The sequence below is a fragment of the Kribbella sp. VKM Ac-2569 genome (genome assembly GCF_004216905.1).
In the GTDB taxonomy this organism is placed as follows: Bacteria; Actinomycetota; Actinomycetes; order Propionibacteriales; family Kribbellaceae; genus Kribbella.
On the sequence record NZ_SGXJ01000001.1, the window covers coordinates 2,440,067 to 2,458,009 of the forward strand.

Annotated in this window: 16 protein-coding genes; 13 read left to right on the top strand and 3 right to left on the bottom strand. The window is 66.6% G+C overall.

What is annotated here, in order from left to right:
* Positions 1 to 254: 254 nt before the first annotated feature.
* The 7 genes from EV649_RS11545 (at position 255) to ctaD (ending at position 6,236) form a co-directional block, all read left to right on the top strand.
* A complete protein-coding gene (locus EV649_RS11545) occupies positions 255 to 566 on the top strand; it encodes a TraR/DksA C4-type zinc finger protein (protein WP_130383195.1) in 312 nt (103 codons plus the stop codon).
* Between the two features lie 109 nt (positions 567 to 675).
* Positions 676 to 1,071: a TraR/DksA C4-type zinc finger protein gene (locus tag EV649_RS11550; RefSeq protein WP_130383196.1), complete on the top strand. Its 396-nt coding sequence runs from the start codon at positions 676 to 678 to the stop codon at positions 1,069 to 1,071.
* 83 nt (positions 1,072 to 1,154) lie between these two features.
* The gene (locus EV649_RS11555; protein WP_198682400.1) at positions 1,155 to 1,889 is read left to right on the top strand and encodes a rod shape-determining protein; all 735 of its coding nucleotides are present in this window, start codon (positions 1,155 to 1,157) and stop codon (positions 1,887 to 1,889) included.
* Between the two features lie 68 nt (positions 1,890 to 1,957).
* Positions 1,958 to 2,950, top strand: coding sequence for a HAMP domain-containing sensor histidine kinase (locus tag EV649_RS11560; RefSeq protein WP_241997985.1), 993 nt, complete (start codon positions 1,958 to 1,960; stop codon positions 2,948 to 2,950).
* 2 nt (positions 2,951 to 2,952) lie between these two features.
* Positions 2,953 to 3,612 (top strand): response regulator transcription factor, encoded by a 660-nt coding sequence (locus EV649_RS11565; protein ID WP_130383197.1) that lies wholly within the window; start codon positions 2,953 to 2,955, stop codon positions 3,610 to 3,612.
* A 205-nt stretch (positions 3,613 to 3,817) separates the two neighbouring features.
* The gene (locus EV649_RS11570) at positions 3,818 to 4,345 is read left to right on the top strand and encodes a TraR/DksA C4-type zinc finger protein (protein WP_198682402.1); all 528 of its coding nucleotides are present in this window, start codon (positions 3,818 to 3,820) and stop codon (positions 4,343 to 4,345) included.
* 124 nt (positions 4,346 to 4,469) lie between these two features.
* Complete coding sequence (gene ctaD, locus EV649_RS11575; protein WP_241998112.1) at positions 4,470 to 6,236, top strand: cytochrome c oxidase subunit I; 1,767 nt, start codon at positions 4,470 to 4,472, stop codon at positions 6,234 to 6,236.
* Between the two features lie 207 nt (positions 6,237 to 6,443).
* Here the strand turns inward: ctaD and tal are convergent, their stop codons facing one another.
* The 3 genes from tal to EV649_RS11590 all read right to left on the bottom strand — a co-directional run bounded on the left by tal (position 6,444) and on the right by EV649_RS11590 (position 9,952).
* Positions 6,444 to 7,613, bottom strand: a complete 1,170-nt coding sequence (gene tal / locus EV649_RS11580; RefSeq protein ID WP_130383199.1) for a transaldolase — start codon at positions 7,611 to 7,613, stop codon at positions 6,444 to 6,446.
* 54 nt (positions 7,614 to 7,667) lie between these two features.
* The gene (locus EV649_RS11585; protein ID WP_130383200.1) at positions 7,668 to 8,420 is read right to left on the bottom strand and encodes a hypothetical protein; all 753 of its coding nucleotides are present in this window, start codon (positions 8,418 to 8,420) and stop codon (positions 7,668 to 7,670) included.
* Positions 8,421 to 8,713: 293 nt separating this feature from the next.
* The gene (locus EV649_RS11590) at positions 8,714 to 9,952 is read right to left on the bottom strand and encodes a helix-turn-helix domain-containing protein (protein ID WP_130383201.1); all 1,239 of its coding nucleotides are present in this window, start codon (positions 9,950 to 9,952) and stop codon (positions 8,714 to 8,716) included.
* Positions 9,953 to 10,130: 178 nt separating this feature from the next.
* Between EV649_RS11590 and EV649_RS11595 the strand changes: the two genes are divergently transcribed.
* The 6 genes from EV649_RS11595 (at position 10,131) to ugpC (ending at position 17,846) form a co-directional block, all read left to right on the top strand.
* Positions 10,131 to 11,123, top strand: a complete 993-nt coding sequence (locus EV649_RS11595; protein ID WP_198682403.1) for a universal stress protein — start codon at positions 10,131 to 10,133, stop codon at positions 11,121 to 11,123.
* Positions 11,120 to 13,873, top strand: a complete 2,754-nt coding sequence (aceE, locus tag EV649_RS11600; RefSeq protein ID WP_130383203.1) for a pyruvate dehydrogenase (acetyl-transferring), homodimeric type — start codon at positions 11,120 to 11,122, stop codon at positions 13,871 to 13,873. Before EV649_RS11595 ends, aceE begins: the two co-directional genes overlap by 4 nt.
* 39 nt (positions 13,874 to 13,912) lie before the next feature.
* Positions 13,913 to 14,857, top strand: a complete 945-nt coding sequence (locus tag EV649_RS11605) for an NAD(P)-dependent oxidoreductase (RefSeq protein WP_130383204.1) — start codon at positions 13,913 to 13,915, stop codon at positions 14,855 to 14,857.
* Between the two features lie 201 nt (positions 14,858 to 15,058).
* Positions 15,059 to 15,490: a DoxX family membrane protein gene (locus EV649_RS11610; protein WP_130383205.1), complete on the top strand. Its 432-nt coding sequence runs from the start codon at positions 15,059 to 15,061 to the stop codon at positions 15,488 to 15,490.
* A gap of 210 nt (positions 15,491 to 15,700) precedes the next feature.
* Positions 15,701 to 16,696, top strand: a complete 996-nt coding sequence (locus EV649_RS11615; RefSeq protein WP_241998113.1) for a slipin family protein — start codon at positions 15,701 to 15,703, stop codon at positions 16,694 to 16,696.
* A gap of 70 nt (positions 16,697 to 16,766) precedes the next feature.
* The gene (ugpC, locus tag EV649_RS11620) at positions 16,767 to 17,846 is read left to right on the top strand and encodes a sn-glycerol-3-phosphate ABC transporter ATP-binding protein UgpC (RefSeq protein ID WP_130383206.1); all 1,080 of its coding nucleotides are present in this window, start codon (positions 16,767 to 16,769) and stop codon (positions 17,844 to 17,846) included.
* Positions 17,847 to 17,943 lie beyond the last annotated feature (97 nt).

Sequence of the window (17,943 nt, forward strand, 5' to 3'; positions counted from 1 at the left end):
CGGTTGCGCCAAGCGTGTGCGGCGGGGTGCGATACACAGCGTCGCGCCCTGGCCGTCTACCTCGCCCGCATTTGGTCCTGCATACGGCCTAAGCGCCTCGCTAAATGGGTGCTGGCCCCGATGGTCACTGCGGCCGGTGTCGCGCATGGTGGAGGCAGGACGCAACTGGGGCGAACGGTGCATTTCATGTGGTGCCGTTGGCGGCAGCGGCGTCTACTTTCGTTCCCCAGTGTTCGTGAGAGGACGTACCTTCAGTGACCACCGTGGCCCGCTCCGTGAAAATGACCGTGCATGAGGCCCGCCAGCGCCTGCAACACGAACGCAACTCTCGTCTCACCCAACTCAGCGCCATCGAAGACGGTGCCGCCCTTGCGGACGGGGACCTTGCAACGGCGCAGACAGCCGCCATCCGGCGCGTGCTGACCGAGATCACGGCAGCTGAAGACCGCCTGACCGACGGCACCTATGGCACGTGCCAGGGCTGCAGCACCCGCATTCCGGTTGAACGACTGGAGATCCTGCCCTACGTGAGCTACTGCGTCAGCTGTCAGCAGCGCGCCACCTGATCGGCGCCTACCAAAATCGGGCCACGGACCGAGGTGGTGCTGCGCTGCTCCCCCGTGGATGGCCTGTCCAATCTGTTGTCTTCTGACGCCTTGTAAAGGGTGTGAAGTCTTGAGCTACACATTCGCCACTGTTCGCCGGACCGAACTCGGTCCCGAGGACCTGGACGCGCTGCGCGCATGCCTTCATGATGAGCGTCGGTTCCGGCTGGAGCAGTTGGACGGCCTCGGCGAGACCTGGCCGAGGCCCGACGATCTGCCGGCCTGCCAGCACGCGCAAGCGCATGAAGAGGTGCTGACCGCTCTTGCCGCGGCCGCCCAGCTGGTGCTCACCGATGTCGATGCCGCGCTGAGCCGGATGGACGCCGGCCTGTACGGCGGCTGTCACCTCTGCGACCGGCCCATTCCGCTGGCGAGCCTGCGCATCCTGCCGCACGCCCGGTACTGCGGCCCGTGCCACCAACTCAAGGAGTCAGTCTCGTGGCGCCTCAAGAACGCAGTCTCGTGACTCCGGGCTCGCGTACACCGTTTCCGCGTACGGCGGGGCTACGGCGCCGTGGTACGTGGTCGGCCAGCCAGCGGTCGTCCGGCGTGGCGATCGACCTGGGCAGTGCCCGCACCAGGGCCTGGATGCCGGACCCTGGTCTGATCGTCGACGAGCCCACGATCATCTCGCCTGGCGCGGACTGCGGCAGTCGTCCCGTGCACCGCGGCGTCGTCGTCGACGAGGCGGGGGCCGCTTGCATACTCGAGCGCCTCCTCGGCAATCGAGCCGGCCTCGGTCACTACTCGATGGTTGTCTTGACCACTCCGGTCCTGTGCGCTGGTCAGCACCAGAGCGTGGGCCGGGCCGCACTGGAGGTTCTCGATACGCGGGTCGTGCTGACCATTGACAGTGTGAAAGCCGCCGCGCTCGGAGCAGGAGCTGACTTGGCCCGGCCACTGCTGGTGCTGGACATCGGAGCAGGCCTGACCGAAGTGGGTTTGCTAGTGGATGGTGGCGTGACACAGGCCCATCGGTTGGACGTGGGAACCTCCGATCTTGGCGCGACCACGACCGTTGCCGAGCTCGTGCGGTCGATCGTCGCAGTGGTGACCGATCTCCTGAGCCATGACTGCGGTGGACTGGTTGTCGATGCCTTGGACCGTGGGCCGCTACTCACCGGAGGCGGCGCGCTGCGTCCGGAGATCACCTACCGGCTGGCCAAACAGCTGGCGGCGCCGGTGCGGCCTGCTCCCGCCCCCCAGACTGCCGCCGTCCGCGGCGCCGGTCTGGCCATGGTCGCCGCCGACCGCCACCCCACCCTGACCGGCCAGCCTCTGTGATTCCACGGCGCCTATCCGTTTGGCCGCCGGCACCGCCCCACCCGACTGCGTCGCGAAAAGGGCGGATAGTGGGCATAGCAGTCATCGAGAAAGGCCGGCTGGGAATGGCGTTGTTCTGGCGAATCTTCGGACTCAATGCGGTGGTGCTCGGGGCGGCCACGGCGTTGCTGTTGTGGGCGCCGGTGACAGTGTCGGTCCCGGTGGCCCTGGCTGAGGCTGTTGTCCTGATCGGCGGCCTGGGCGTCATGCTCGTAGCCAACGCCGTCCTGCTACACGTCGGCCTGGCACCGCTGGAGCGCGTCACTCGCCGAATGGCCACGGTGGATCTCCTCCGCCCCGGCCAGCGCGTGTCAGTGACCGGCGACGGCGGTGTGCCGGACCTCGTTCGCGCGTTCAACGACATGTTGGACCGGCTCGAGAACGAGCGGGCCACGAGCAGCGCGCGGGCGCTGTCGGCCCAAGAGGGCGAGAGGCGCCGCATCGCGCAGGAACTCCACGACGAGGTCGGGCAGAGCATGACCGCGGTGCTGCTCGAGCTGAAGCGCGCCGCCGACCGCACCCAGGATCCCCTTCTGCGAACCGACCTTCAGCACGCCCAGGAGACCACTCGCGCCAGCCTGGACGACGTACGTCGACTCGCGGGGAGGCTGCGCCCCGGCGTGCTGGAGGATCTCGGTCTCATCAGCGCCTTGACCACCCTGACGACCGATCTGTCCACCCACACAGGGCTGACGGTGCACCGACAGTTCGACGCCGACCTGCCCCAGTTGGACCAGCAAACAGAACTGGTGCTCTACCGAGTCGCCCAGGAAAGTCTCACCAATGTCGCCCGGCACGCTGAGGCCACAGAGGTCACAGTCCGCTTGTACCGCGCTGGTGACGTCGTGCGACTGCTGATCTGTGACGATGGCCGTGGGATCGGCCTCGCGCATGAGGGCGCCGGGATCCGCGGAATGCGCGAGCGTTCCCTGCTGATCGGAGCGACCCTGGACCTCGAAGGCGCTCCTCAGGGCGGCGTTCAAGTGAACCTTTCCGTACCGCTTTCGCACAGAGGCGGATGACGATGCCGGCACAGGCGCCTATTCGCATCCTGCTCGCCGACGACCACGCGCTGGTTCGTCGCGGAGTGCGGCTCATCCTGGACAGCGAACCTGACCTGATGGTCGTCGCTGAGGCCGGCGACGGCGCAGAAGCTGTCGCCGCAGCCCGGCGCCAGCCCGTCGACCTGGCGATTCTCGACGTCGCGATGCCACGGATGACCGGACTGCAGGCAGCTCGGGAGTTGTCCATTCTCCTTCCTGATCTGCGTATCTTGATGCTGTCGATGTACGACGATGTGCAGTACTTCTTCAAAGCACTCAGATCCGGAGCGTCCGGTTACGTCCTGAAATCGGTCGCCGACCGCGACCTGGTGGAGGCCTGCCGGGCCGCGATCCGGGGTGAGCCCTTCCTCTACCCGGGTGCGGTCACCGCCCTGATTCGCGACTACCTGGACCGCGCTCGGCGTGGTGAGGGTGTGCCTGAGCGGGTTCTCACCGTCCGCGAGGAAGAGGTCCTCAAGCTCGTCGCGGAGGGTCACTCCTCCAAGGAGATCGCGGAAGAGCTGTTCATCAGCGTCAAAACGGTCGAACGGCACCGGGCGAACATGCTGCACAAGCTCGGCCTACGCGACCGTCTCGACCTCACCCGCTACGCCATCCGCGCCGGCCTGATCGAACCGTGATGGTGTGACCGGGTGATCGAGTTCGAGGCCCGGTTGCCGATGTTCGGCAAGGAAGAGCGGTCGCCTTGGCCGGACTCGGGCATATCTACCGCGGGCGTGGGGCGGCATTGTGGGCCTGAGCCGGGACAGCAATCCGACAGGTCTCGAGGTTGCTGTGTGTCCAAGTGACCAGCCCGGTTGCCCCGTTGCGATGCAAGGAGGTCCCGTGACCAAGCCCAGATATGCGGTCCCGACTCGCAAGTGCCGCGGCCGGGCGGACGTGGACGTGAATGGTCTCCGCGCGGATCTTGAGCAACTCCGGCGGTTCCGGGTCGAACAGCTCAACGAGCTCACCGCCGACATCGCGATCGGATCCGATGATGCGGAGGACGAGGTCGCGTCCGCGTTGATGACAGCCGCGGCAACGGCCCTGGCCGACATCGATGCCGCGTTGCACCGCATCGATGAGGACCGTTTCGGAATGTGCCAGGGGTGCGGCGACGACATCGCCGTGGACCGCCTGACGGCGCTGCCGATGGCCAGCCTGTGCATGTCCTGCCAGTACGCAACGGAGGCAAGCGGTTCCGGCCGCGAACAGTCTCCACGGCGGCGCAGCGGTCTGCGACCCATCCCCGCACGGTCGGCCCGGAGTGTTCCGCGCCGACAGGCAAACGGCGAACCAGGTCCTCGAGACATTGTCGATGCGTGGGGCTATGACTCGTTTCCAGCCAGCGATCCGCCCGCGAACTGGTGAAGGGCAACAGCAGAAGCGCACTACGAGGACTTGATGGAGGAGCGGCCGTGGTGGTGAATCTGACCCGTATGACCCTGCGTGGCGTCGGAGCAGTTCGATGACCGGCGTCGCGGAACGGGCGACGATGACAAGAGTTGTCACAGCGGCAGGAGGGCGCCGCCCGCTGGGCCGTGCGGTGGTGCGTGTCCTCACCACCACAGATCACAAGTTGATCGGGCAGCTGTACCTGATCACGTCGTTCGCGTTCTTCCTGATCGGCGGTCTGATGGCGCTGCTGATGCGTGCCGAGCTGGCCAAGCCGGGCCTGCAGATCGTGAACGAAGAGGTGTACAACCAGCTGTTCACGATGCACGGCACGATCATGCTGCTGCTGTTCGCGACCCCGCTGTTCGTCGGCTTCGCCAACGTCATCATGCCGATCCAGATCGGTGCCCCCGACGTCGCGTTCCCACGGCTGAACATGTTCAGCTATTGGCTGTTCCTGTTCGGCGGGCTCATCGCCTTCAGTGGATTCTTCACTCCCGGCGGCGCAGCGAGCTTCGGCTGGACCGGCTACGCACCGCTGTCCAACGCGGTCCGCTCCCCGGGCATCGGCGGCGACCTGTGGATCATGGGTCTGTGGATGGCCGGCCTGGGCACCATCCTCGGCGCCGTCAACTTCATCACCACGATCATCACCCTCCGAGCGCCCGGGATGACCATGTTCCGGATGCCGATCTTCACCTGGAACACTCTCATCACGTCGATCATGGTGCTAGTGGCGTTCCCGATCCTGGCGGCGGCGCTGCTGGTGCTGGAGGCGGATCGAACACTCGGGGCCCATGTCTTCGACGCGGCCAACGGCGGGCCGATACTGTGGCAGCACCTGTTCTGGTTCTTCGGCCATCCCGAGGTGTACATCATCGCGTTGCCGTTCTTCGGCATCGTGACCGAGGTCCTGCCGGTGTTCAGCCGTAAACCCGTCTTCGGCTACATGGGGCTTGTCGGCGCGACGCTGGCGATCGCCGCGTTGTCGTTGACGGTGTGGGCACATCACATGTTCGCCACTGGCGCGGTGAGTTTGCCGTTCTTCTCGTTCATGTCGTTCTTGATCGCGGTGCCGACCGGGGTGAAGTTCTTCAACTGGATAGGAACGATCTGGGGCGGCTCAGTGTCGTTCGAGACCCCGATGTTGTGGTCACTCGGGTTCATGACGACGTTTTTGTTCGGCGGTCTGACGGGCGTCATCCTGGCCTCGCCGACCCTGGACTATCAGGTCACGGACACCTATTTCGTGGTGGCGCATTTCCACTACGTGGTCTTCGGCACCGTGGTGTTCGCGATGTTCGCCGGGTTCTACTTCTGGTGGCCGAAGATGACCGGCCGCATGCTCGACGAGCGGCTGGGCAAGCTGCACTTCTGGATGCTGTTCATCGGGTTCCACACCACGTTCCTGGTGCAGCACTGGCTCGGTGTCGAGGGCATGCCGCGGCGCTACGCCGACTACAGCCCGACCGAGGGCTTCACCACGCTGAACCAGATCTCCAGCGTCGGCGCCTTCATCCTCGGCGCCTCGACTTTGCCGTTCCTCTACAACGTCTACAAGACCTACCGCCGAGCACCTTTGGTGGGAGTGGACGACCCGTGGGGCTGGGGCCGTTCCCTGGAGTGGGCGACCAACTGCCCTCCACCGCGGCACAACTTCGAGAAGCTGCCCCGGATCCGATCCGAAAGCCCCGCCTTCGACCGACACCACCCAGAGGTAGCGCTCGCGGAGTACCCGGGCAACCGCGCGCCGGCGGACAATCTGCTGGATGCCAGCGACGACGAGGGACGCGTGGAGAACCTGGAAGAGAACATGCAACAACAACACCCCGACGGGTCAGGCCGAGACGTTGACTCGCCAGAGTGACCCCGGATCCTGCCGTCTTCGACGTACCCCGTTCCGCGCCGCTGCGCGCAACGGGCTCGGCAGCCGTCACCACCTATAGACTCGTTGCATGACCTGATGCCGCGGCGCTTCCTGCGGCCCAGGGTAGGCGCGGAGGTCAGGCTCAAACGCGCTGGCTGTTCAGTCTCGGCCGGGGCCGGGCACGCCCGCCTGGCGTGCGAGATAGGTTCAGCTGCGGCGGGCGTCGCTGCGTCGTCGAGAGACAGGCGGGGAGTCTTTCTCGCGGGTATGGCCGGGTGTCGGCGAGACTGCCGCCAGGTTTGTCAGATTGGCCAGCACGTCTTGGTAGGCCTTGTTGAAGCTGGCGATGCCGTTGTCCTCCAGGGTGCGACCGACGGCGGTCATGTCGATGCCGACGGCTGCCAAGCGCTCCATCAGTTCGGCTGCCTTCGGCACGCCGTTGTCGACGGTGCGAGCCATCGTGCCGTGATCCTCGAAGGCGGCGATGGTTGCTTCGGGCAAGGTCGTGACCGTTTCGCGGCCGATGAGTTCCTCGACATAGCGGGTGTCGCGGTCCTTGGGGTTCTTGGTGGACGTCGAGGCCCACAGTGGACGCTGGACATCTGCGCCCAGGCCGGCGAGCCGGTGCCAACGTTTGGTAGAGAACTGTTCGGTGAACAGCCTGTACGCCAGCTTGGCCTGCGCGACCGCGGCCTGGCCGCGCAAAGCGAGCGCCTCGTCAGTGCCGAGCGCCTCGAGTCGCTGGTCGACCTCGGTGTCGACCCGGCTGACGAAGAACGAGGCGACGCTGCTGACAGTCGAAGGATCGCCGCCGTTCGCGGTGAACGTCTCCAGCCCGGACAAGTAGGCCTCGACGATCTCGGCGTACCGGGACAGCGAGAACAGCAGCGTCACGTTGATGCTGGCCCCCTCGCCGATCAGTGTTTCGACGGCGGTGACACCTTCCGCAGTTGCGGGAATCTTCACGAGCAGATTGGGTTGGGCGATACGACGGCGTAGCCAGCGCGCGGCGGCGATGGTGCCGGACGCGTCGTGAGCCAGCTGGGGAGACACCTCCACCGACACGAAACCATCGACGCAGTCACCCCTGTCGAAGACCGGTCGCAGTACGGTGAGCGCCTGATAGGCGTCAGAGATGACCAGTTCCCAGTACGCCTCGTCCACCGACTTGCCGGCGGCCATCAGTTCCGAGAACTGTTCGTCGTAGTCGTGGGAGCCGATGATGCTCCGGGCGAAGATCGTCGGGTTCGCGGTAACGCCGCGGATCCCGTCGGCGACCATCCGAGCCAGAGTGCCGTCACGCAGATAGGCGCGCGTGAGGTTGTCGAGCCATGGGCTCTGTCCGAAGTGGCCGTAGAGGTGTTCCAGCTTGGTCATGGTGTTCTCGGTTTCCCTGGCATCGGCCAGCTCCGGCTATCGAGGACGGGTTGTTCATTTGTCCGTGTCGTGGAGCAGGTCGTCCCAGTCAATGGAGGCGCGACCTACCGCGCCGTCTCCCAGCACGAACCTGCTGGGGTCTCCGGCTGCTCTGGGTCCGGACGCCAGCCACGCGGCCATGCCGTGCGCGGTGCGGCGCTCGATCTCGTCGAGATACGCCCGGCGCTCGTCCACGATCCGCAACCGCTGCAGCGGCGAGCCGGCTCTTTGCAGAGCCGAGAAGCTGGCCCGCCACGCCACGCAGAGAGCTTCGTCGCTCAGGGCATCCGGCGCGATGTGAGGCTTCGGCGCCTGATCTGGTTCGGTCCCCAAGATGGCTGCCATCGCCGACTTTGACGAGCGGTCGGCACGATCTAAGTGGAGAGGCGGAGGTGCCGAGCCGGCCAGATGGCCGTGTTCGCGGAGCCAGCGAACGCAGTAGCGAATCGCATACGGGGATGCCCCGACGAGGATGGCCAGCAGTAGCACCGCTGTCGGCGCGCCTACCAAGGTGCTCATGCCGATGAACGAAATCGTGCCACCCGCGGTGAGGGCCGTGCTGCGGGCCACAATCCGTCGTCGCTCCCGCGGAGGCCGGCTCGGACCGTCGGGGTCCGCCAAGGCGACCATGGCCACGACTGCACCCGTGAGAGCCGCCAGGACAAGCAGCATGATGACGTTCGTGAGCGACCAGGTGAAGGCCATGGCTGCTCCCGCGGCCCCGAGCACACCACAGAAGAACAACCAGAAGACTCGATAGGCCTTCATGGTGTGTTCTCCTGCGCCGTAGCGGGCGCGGGGAGGCGGGCTGCGACTGATTGGTCCACGACAAACCTCCTGACGCCGGCGGGCGGATCCCGAAGGAGACGGCCCCTGACTCGTCCATGCACACGAGCGACAGCCCGCCGGGGATCCGTGCCTGGGAGCTCCGCGGCCGTGCTCGTGCAGCTACGACTGTGCCTCGGCGGGGCGATGACAGGTATGACCACGATCGGCGAACCTGTGACGGCCTTGATGGCCGACGCCCGGCAACGACGGCCCCTTGGGCAGGGTCGGGTTGGCTAGGCGTGGGCTTCCGCGCCCGATGGAAGGTCTCGGGCGGGCCAGTCGAGGAGTCGTGCGCCGAGGACGGCGATGTGCAGCGTGAACCGTTGTGCCGGGTCGCCCGGGTCGTGTCCGGTCATGGTCTTGACCTTGTCCAGCCGGTAGGTGACGGTGCGGACCGACATGTTCAGGCGCCGGGCTGCCTCGGTTGCGACCTCACCGGTCGCGAAGTATGCCTCGAGAGTCTGCAGCAGCGGCTCTGCGCCGCCGCGGGCCTGGGTCAGCGGGCCGAGCACGGCCTGGATGAGATCGACGATGGCGGCCTGGTCGCGGACCAGTACCCGGTAGACGAGCATGTCGCGGGCATCGACGACGGGCATGTCGAGTTGCAGCCGCTCGGCCAGGGTCAGCGCTTCTCGCGCCTCTTCGTAGGAGCGGGCGATGCCGTACGAGCCGGGGTAGGGCCGGCCCGTTGTGACGCGCCATTCGCGGCCCGACCGGTGACGGATCAACGCGTCGTGGATCAGGGTCCCCACGCCCTGGGTGATGGTGCGGGGTGCCGTGCTGGGGGCGGTCGCCGGGATCAGCACCACGAGAAGGCCTTCTTTGGTGGCGACGAGCACTTCACGGTCCCCGAAACGGTCAAGGATGAAGAGTTCCAGCATGTTCACGCTGGTGTCGCCTTCGGGGAGTCCGTCGGCGGGGCGGGCCAGTACGACCTGGTGCGGCCGGCCGAGGTCGAGTCCGAACGGTTCGGCGCGTTCCACAATTCCGGCGACGTCGGGGTCGCCGCGTAGGAGGTCGTCGACCAGTTCGCGGCGCAGGGATTCCTCCTGCCGGATCAGGTGCTGAGTCGCGATCTGGTAGCTGTCGACGAGGACGGCGATCGCTTCGCCGACAGCGCGAAGGACCGCTTGTGCAGAAGCGCGGACGGTGTCGCGGTCGCGGTACGGCACGACGTCGGGCAGGTCCCGCCACATCCGCCAGGCGGCTGACAGGTAGAGGTCGACGACGCGTCCGGCGGGGATGCCCTGTTCGGCGGCGCGGCGCCCGAGTTCGCGGACGATCGCCAATTCATGTTCACGGGGCCGTCGCCCGGAGATCGCGGCGTCCGCGAGCAGGGTGAGGTATTCGACCAGCAGCTCGAGCGGCGCCTGGGAGTCTCCGGCGGCAGCTTGCGCGATCGCCGTCAGCCATGCTTCATCGGCGCTGTTCGTGTCGGAACCGGGCCACCTCAGCCCCCTGGACTCGCTCATGCCGCTCCCGTCGCAATGGATCTACGCAGGTCTCGGGCCATGTCCCAGTAGAGCATCGTTGCCGGACGTCGGCCATAAGCCTGGTCACAGGTTCGCCGATCGGCGCCCTACCTGCCTGACCGCTGGAGCGGCACAGTCGAAGCCGCTGGGGTACCAAGAGCTGGAGCGGAGCGGCGACATGACCAAGACAACTGCTGTAATGAACCGCGGCCGTCGGCCGGTCCTGGTGGGTGTCGACGGCTCGGTATCCGCGCAGGCCGCGCTCGCCTGGGCGGCCGCCGAGGCGGCGTACCGACGCTGCCCGCTGCACATCGTTCACACCTTCACCTGGCCGATGATCGGCGACCCCTTCGGCCTGGACCTGACCGAACCGATGAACGACAGCCTCCGGGCCGCGGCCGGTTGGATCCTCGCCGAGGCGAAGGACCAGGCCCGCCAGGCTGCGCCCGACATTACGGTCACCGCCGAGTTGTTTGCTGCGGCCGCGGCACCGACGCTGCTGAGCCAGGCACAGGACGCGCAGTTGGTGGTCGTCGGCAGTCGAGGCCTCGGTGGCTTCCGCGGCCTGCTGGTGGGGTCGGTCAGCTCGACCGTGGCCGCGCACGCCCCGTGCCCGGTGATCGTCGTTCACCCGCATCGAGACGGTACGGCGTTCCCCGCGTCGCCGACCGGCCGGGTCGTGATAGGCGTCGACGGGTCGGAGGTCTCGGCCGCGGCGATCCGTTTCGCCTTCCAGGAGGCGGCACGCCGCCGCGTCGGAATCACCGCCGTACATGCCGCGATGCCGACCCGTCAGCACCCGTCACTGCGTGTCCCCGCGGACATCGTCGAGCAGGTCGACCGGCAACTGTTCGCCGAGGCGATGGAAAGCAAGCGGGTACTCATCCCCGGCATCGACGTGAAGACCAAACTCGTCCACAGCCACCCGGTCCAGGCGCTGCTCGACGAGGCTGACGGCGCCGAGCTGATCGTGGTCGGGTCGCGTGGGCGCGGCGGCTTCACCGGCATGCTGCTGGGCTCGATCAGCCTGGCCGTGCTGCACCACGCCGCCTGTCCGGTCGCGGTCGTCCACCCCCACCGAAGCAAGTCCGACAAGCCAATGCCTGCGCAGCAGCCGATCCTCCAGATCGCCGCACCGCATCGTTTCGCGGATCTGAAGGAGCTGTCATGACACCGACACCGCAAGGCCTGCCAGAAAGCCTTGGTTTGCACAGCCAACTGCTCGACCTGGACCCGTCGGAGACTCAGGAGTGGCTGGAGTCGATCGATCAGGTCGTCGACCACGCGGGGCAGAACAGGGCGCGGTACCTGCTGCTCAGCATCCTGCAGCGAGCCCGCGACCGGCGCGTCGGTGTCGCGAATCTCCGCAGTACCGACTACCTGAACACGATCGCTCCTGATGCTGAGCCGGAGTTCCCTGGCGATGAGCACATCGAGCGGCGGATCCGGGCCTACAACCGCTGGAACGCCGCGGTCATGGTCCATCGCGCGCAACGGCCCGGCATCGGCGTCGGCGGGCACATCTCCACCTACGCCTCCGCAGCGGCGCTGTTCGAGGTCGGCTTCAACCACTTCTTCCGCGGCCACGACGCCCCCGGCGGCGGCGACCAGATCTATTTTCAAGGACACGCCTCCCCCGGCGTCTACGCCCGCGCGTTCCTGGAAGGACGACTCACCAGCGACCAACTCGACGGCTTCCGGCAGGAGATCTCCCACGCCGGCGCAGGCGGCGGGTTACCGTCCTACCCGCACCCGCGGCTGATGCCGGACTTCTGGGAGTTTCCAACGGTCTCCATGGGGCTGGGCCCGCTCAACGCGATCTACCAGGCCCGCTTCAACCGGTACCTGCACAACCGCGGTCTCAAGGACACCCGCCAGCAGCGTGTGTGGGCCTTCCTCGGCGACGGTGAGATGGACGAGCCGGAATCCCTCGGCGCGATCGGCGTCGCCGCCCGTGAAGAGCTCGACAACCTGACCTTCGTCGTCAACTGCAACCTGCAGCGCCTCGATGGCCCGGTCCGCGGCAACGGCAAAATCATCCAGGAACTCGAGTCGTACTTCCGCGGCGCCGGCTGGAACGTCATCAAGGTGATCTGGGGCCGCGAATGGGATCCGCTGCTGGCCGCCGACACCGACGGCGCGCTGCTCAACCTGATGAACACCACACCCGACGGCGACTTCCAGACGTACAAGGCCGAGTCCGGCGCGTTCGTGCGCGAACACTTCTTCGGCCGCGACCCGCGCACGGCGGCCATGGTCGAGCATCTGTCCGACAACGAGATCTGGAACCTCAAACGCGGTGGTCACGACTATCGCAAGCTGTACGCCGCGTACCGGGCGGCCACCGAGCACACCGGACAGCCCACGGTGATCCTGGCCAAGACCATCAAGGGATGGACCCTCGGCTCCCACTTCGAGGGCCGCAACTCCACCCACCAGATGAAGAAACTCACCCTCGACGATCTCAAGGGGTTCCGCGACCGGCTGTTCCTCGATATCCCCGACTCGGCGCTCGACGCGGTCAAACCGCCGTACTACCGGCCACCGGAGGACGCGCCAGAACTGCAATACCTGCACGAGCGGCGCCGCGCTCTCGGCGGGTACCTGCCCGCCCGCAGAGTCACCAGCAAACCGCTCACGCTGCCGGGCGAGGCCGCGTACGCAGTCGCACGGCGCGGCTCAGGCCGGCAAGAGGTCGCCACCACGATGGCGTTCGTCCGACTACTCAAGGACCTCATGAAAGACCCGCAGATCGGCCACCGATTTGTGCCGATCATCCCCGACGAGGCCCGCACCTTCGGCCTGGATTCCCTCTTCCCGTCCAAGAAGATCTACTCCCCGCACGGACAGCACTACCTTTCGGTCGATCGCGGGCAGATGCTGAGCTATCAGGAAGACGCCCGAGGTGTCCTTCTGCATGAAGGCATCACCGAGGCCGGCTCCGCCGCGTCCTGGACAGCCGCGGGTACGTCGTACGCCACCCACGGTGAGCCGATGATCCCGCTGTACATTTTCTACTCGATGTTCGGGTTCCAGCGCACCGGCGACCAACTCTGGGCAGCTGCGGACCAGATGACCAGAGGGTTCCTGCTCGGGGCCACCGCAGGTCGAACCACCCTGAACGGTGAAGGCCTCCAGCACCAGGACGGCCATTCGTTGCTACTGGCATCCACCAATCCCGCGTGCATCGCGTACGACGCGGCCTACGCCTTCGAACTCGGCCACATCACCGCCGACGCACTCCGGCGCATGTACGGCGAACCGCGACCAGGCGAAGGCCAGAACGTCTTCTACTACCTCACCCTCTACAACGAACCGATCAGCCAGCCTGCCGAGCCCGACCACGTCGACATCGACGGCATTCTCGCCGGGATGCATTGCTACTCCCTCGCTCCCGATGGCGACGGCCCGAAGGCACAAATCCTTGCCTCCGGCATCGCGATGCCCTGGGCGCTGGAGGCGCAACGCCTACTGCACACCGACTGGGGAGTCCACGCCGCCGTGTGGTCGGTGACGTCCTGGACCCAACTACGCCGTGACGCACTCGCCGCAGAGGAGTGGAATCAGTCCCACCCCGACCAGCGTCCCCGCCTTCCCTACGTCACGAGGCGGCTGGCCGACACCGTCGGTCCAGTCCTCGCGGTCTCGGACTGGATGCGCGCGGTGCCCGACCAGATCGCTCCGTTCGTCCGCAGGCCTTGGACGTCACTGGGCGCCGACGGATTCGGCCACTCCGACACCCGCGCCGCGCTGCGCCGCCACTTCGGGATCGACGCGCAATCAATCGTCGTGCGAACGCTGCAGCAGTTGGCCGAGTGCGGCGAGCTGGACGACTCGGTCCAGCGGTTGGCCAGGTCGACCTACCTGACTGGGCAGGAGCAGGCGGACACGGCGTCCAGGGGCGATGGCACCCCACAGTAGCCCCGCGGCCCCCCACAGGACTGCGTTCCAGGAGGAATCATGCGCGTGTTCGTAGCCGGTGCAACCGGAGTCATCGGCCGCCGGCTGCTGCCCGTACTCACCTCCCAGGGCCATGAGGTGATCGGGTTAGCGCGCTCGTACGGCGCCGCCGTCGAGGTCGAGATGCTGGGAGCTGTGGTCGCCGAAGCCGATGCGCTGGACTCCGACGCGCTGACCCGGGTCGTCACGGACGCTGCACCCGACGCGGTCATCCACCTGCTCACCGCGATCCCGGCCAAGATCAACCCGCGGCGGATGAGCCGCGACTTCGCGCAGACCAACCGGCTCCGCACCGAAGGCACCCGCAACCTGCTGTACGCCGCACAACAGGCCGGCGCCAAACGCATCATCACCCAAGGCCTGGCCTGCATCTACGAACCGAACACGTGGGTCCCGGCCACCGAGGTCACGCCGTTATGGCGGGATCCACCCCGGCAGTTCGCCCCGGTGCTCGCCGCCCTGCGGACGCTTGAACAGCGCACCAGGCAGGCAGATGGGCTGGTACTACGGCTAGGGCAGCTCTACGGCCACGGCACGATCTATGGCAGACACGGATCATTCGTCCGTCAGGTACAGGCCGGGAAGATACCGCTCATCGGCTCCGGCGACGGCACCTTCTCCTTCACCCACGTCGACGACGCCGCCTCAGCCATCGCCGCGGCGCTGCACAGCCACGTCCGCGGCGCGCTCAACATCGTCGACGACGAGCCGGCGCCAGTCCGAGAGTGGCTGCCCATCCTGGCCGAACTGCTAGAGGCTCCCCCACCGAAGCACATACCCCTGGCCCTTGCCAGATTGACCGCCGGAGCCTGGGGAGTCGCCTTCATGACCCAGCTGCGCGGCGCCGACAACACCCTCGCCCGGCGCACCCTCGACTGGGCCCCGCACTACAGCTCATGGCGACAGGGACTCGCAGCGGAACTGACCCACGCCGCGCATCCCTGATCCGAGAGGCGACAACCAGGAGAGACCCGGTGACAACCCACCGCGGCCGGGGAACGTTGGCTCCACCAACCTTCCGATGGGTTCGCGTATTGCCGATCATCGGCAACCACAAAGGGTCCAACTCAGCCGACGAATGGCGGTGCTAGTCCGTGGCCGCCGGACAAGCATGGAAGTACATCGACGCTCTAGAAGGAGCAGATTATGAGTACTGAGGGGCGCACCGCCCGCACACCAAGCCGGGAGACACTGTCCGACCCGGCCTACCAGGCATTCCTGGTCCTGCGAACCGTCTTCACGGTGGCCCCGATCGTGTTCGGCCTGGACAAGTTCGCCAACCTGCTCACCGACTGGCCCGGCTACCTGGCCCCCTGGATCAACGACATCGTTCCCGGCTCCGGCCAAGACGCCATGTACCTCATCGGCGTCATCGAAATCGTCGCCGGCATCGCCGTCGCCCTGATCCCCCGCTACGGCGCACTCCTCGTCGCCGCCTGGCTCGCAGGCATCATCATCAACCTGCTCACCCTCTCAGGCTTCTACGACGTCGCCCTACGCGACTTCGGCCTCCTCGTCGCCGCCCTCGCCCTGGCCCGCCTCGCCACCAAATACGCCCCGGCTCGCCACAGCTCCTAACGAGAACAACGAACAGTTCATGGCCCCGTAGACAAAGGCTCCGCCCACCCGCTGATCTGGTCCTTCGGCGGTGTGATCCGCCGATTCCGGCCGGAACGGGGCAACTAGTTCTTGGCACATGTCCGTCAGTCGTCGAGTGTCTATCGACGAGACCGCGGGCGACGTCCTAACGGAGAAGAAATGATCGTCCTTTATCTACTACTCGCAGCGATGGCAGTGGGCCTCATCGGGTCGGCGGCGTGCGTCCGCGTGGTCAAGCAGTTCGAGCGAGGCGTCGTGTTCCGGTTTGGCCGGGTGCGCCCGACGATCCGGCCGCCTGGTCTTGCCTTGCTGGTGCCGATCGCCGACCGGCTGCAGAAGGTCAACATGCAGATCATCACGATGCCAGTTCCCGCACAGGACGGCATTACCCGCGACAACGTGACGGTCCGCGTCGATGCGGTCGTCTATTTCAACGTAGTCGATCCGGTGCGGGCGGCCGTCGACGTCGAGGACTACATCTCGGCCATCGGCCAGGTCGCGCAGACGTCTCTGCGCTCGATCATCGGCAAGAGTGACCTGGACGACTTGCTGTCCAACCGGGAACGTCTCAACCAGGGGATGGAGCTGATGATCGACAGCCCGGCGTTGGACTGGGGTGTCCATATTGAGCGGGTGGAGATCAAGGACGTAGCGCTGCCGGAGACGATGAAGCGGTCGATGTCGCGCCAGGCCGAGGCGGAGCGGGAGCGGCGGGCCCGCATCATCACCGCGGACGGCGAACTGCAGGCCTCGGAGAAGCTCGGGCAGGCCGCCGAGGTGATGACAGAGCACCCAGCCGCGCTGCAATTGCGTCTGCTGCAGACTGTCGTCGAGGTCGCTGCCGAGAAGAACTCCACGCTGGTGCTGCCCTTCCCGGTCGAGCTGCTCCGGTTTCTAGAGCGATCGACACCGCCGGAGCCCGTCAAGGCAACCGGCGCCGAGCAAGCGACGCCGACTACAGCACCGGTCGCGAGGAACGGCTCGTCGGCGGCTGACATCGCACCGGTCCGCGAGATCGAGCAGGCCCAGCGCACCAGTGGGCCGATCTCATTCGATTCGTTGACGGCATCCCCAGCGGTCATGGCCAAACCGCCGGCCCTGCCTGTCCCCGAAACGGCCGGGTTGGCACAACGTCAGTGGGGTGGACTCCACGCCGGTTGTGCCGACCCGGCGTGGCAACCGTGAGGACGCGCGATCGGCGTGCAGTTGGTGGTCGTCCGGCACGTATCTGCCGGTGAAGGAAAGGAATCGTGACATGGCAACCGTCTCGTTCAAGGGAGCCACCCGGGTGTATCCGGGCTCCGACGCCCCGGCCGTCGACGGGCTGGACCTGGACATCGCCGACGGCGAGTTCATGGTCCTCGTCGGCCCGTCGGGGTGCGGGAAGTCCACCTCGTTGCGGATGCTTGCCGGGCTCGAAGAGGTCAACGAGGGCAAGATCTACATCGGCGACCGCGACGTCACAGACTTTCCGCCCAAAGAGCGTGACATCGCGATGGTGTTCCAGAACTACGCGCTCTACCCACACATGACGGTCGCCGACAACATGGGCTTTGCCCTCAAGATGCAGAGCCTGCCCAAGGACGAGCGGACCAAGCGCGTCACCGAGGCGGCCAAGCTGCTCGGCATCGAGGAATACCTCGACCGCAAGCCGAAGGCGTTGTCCGGCGGTCAGCGTCAACGCGTCGCGATGGGCCGCGCGATCGTGCGGAACCCACAGGTCTTCCTGATGGACGAGCCGCTGTCGAACCTCGACGCCAAGCTGCGGGTCCAGACCCGCACCCAGATCGCCGAACTCCAGCACCGCCTGGACGTCACCACCGTCTATGTAACCCATGACCAGATCGAGGCGATGACGATGGGCGACCGGGTCGCCGTCCTGAAGGACGGCCGGCTGCAGCAGGTCGACACGCCACTGGGCCTCTACGACCGGCCGAAGAACGTGTTCGTCGCGGGCTTCATGGGCTCGCCGGCGATGAACCTGATCGAGGCGGAGATCACCGACGGCGGGGCGAAGATCGGCGACTATGTGGTGCCGATCGAGCGTGCCCTGCTGGCGAAGTCCGGTAACGACAAGACGCTGGTGCTGGGCATCCGGCCGGAGGCGTTCCATCTCGCGGACGAAGGGCTGGCGGTGAAGGTCGGGGTGATCGAGGAGCTCGGCTCGGACGCATTCCTCTACGGCATCGCGGAGCACTCCAGCCTGAACCAGCACATCATCGCCCGGATCAGCACCCGGATGCACAGCGAGACGGGCGCCATCGTGCACCTCGCCCCGCAGCCCGAGAAGCTGCACCTCTTCTCGACCTCTACCGGGCTGCGTCTCAGCGCCTGACCGCTTCGTACTCTGCCGGCGGACCCGGGTCAGCCGTGGACTGTATGTCCGGCCACACCCGCCCAGTGAGCTACGGCCAGGTTCGCCAACAGCACGC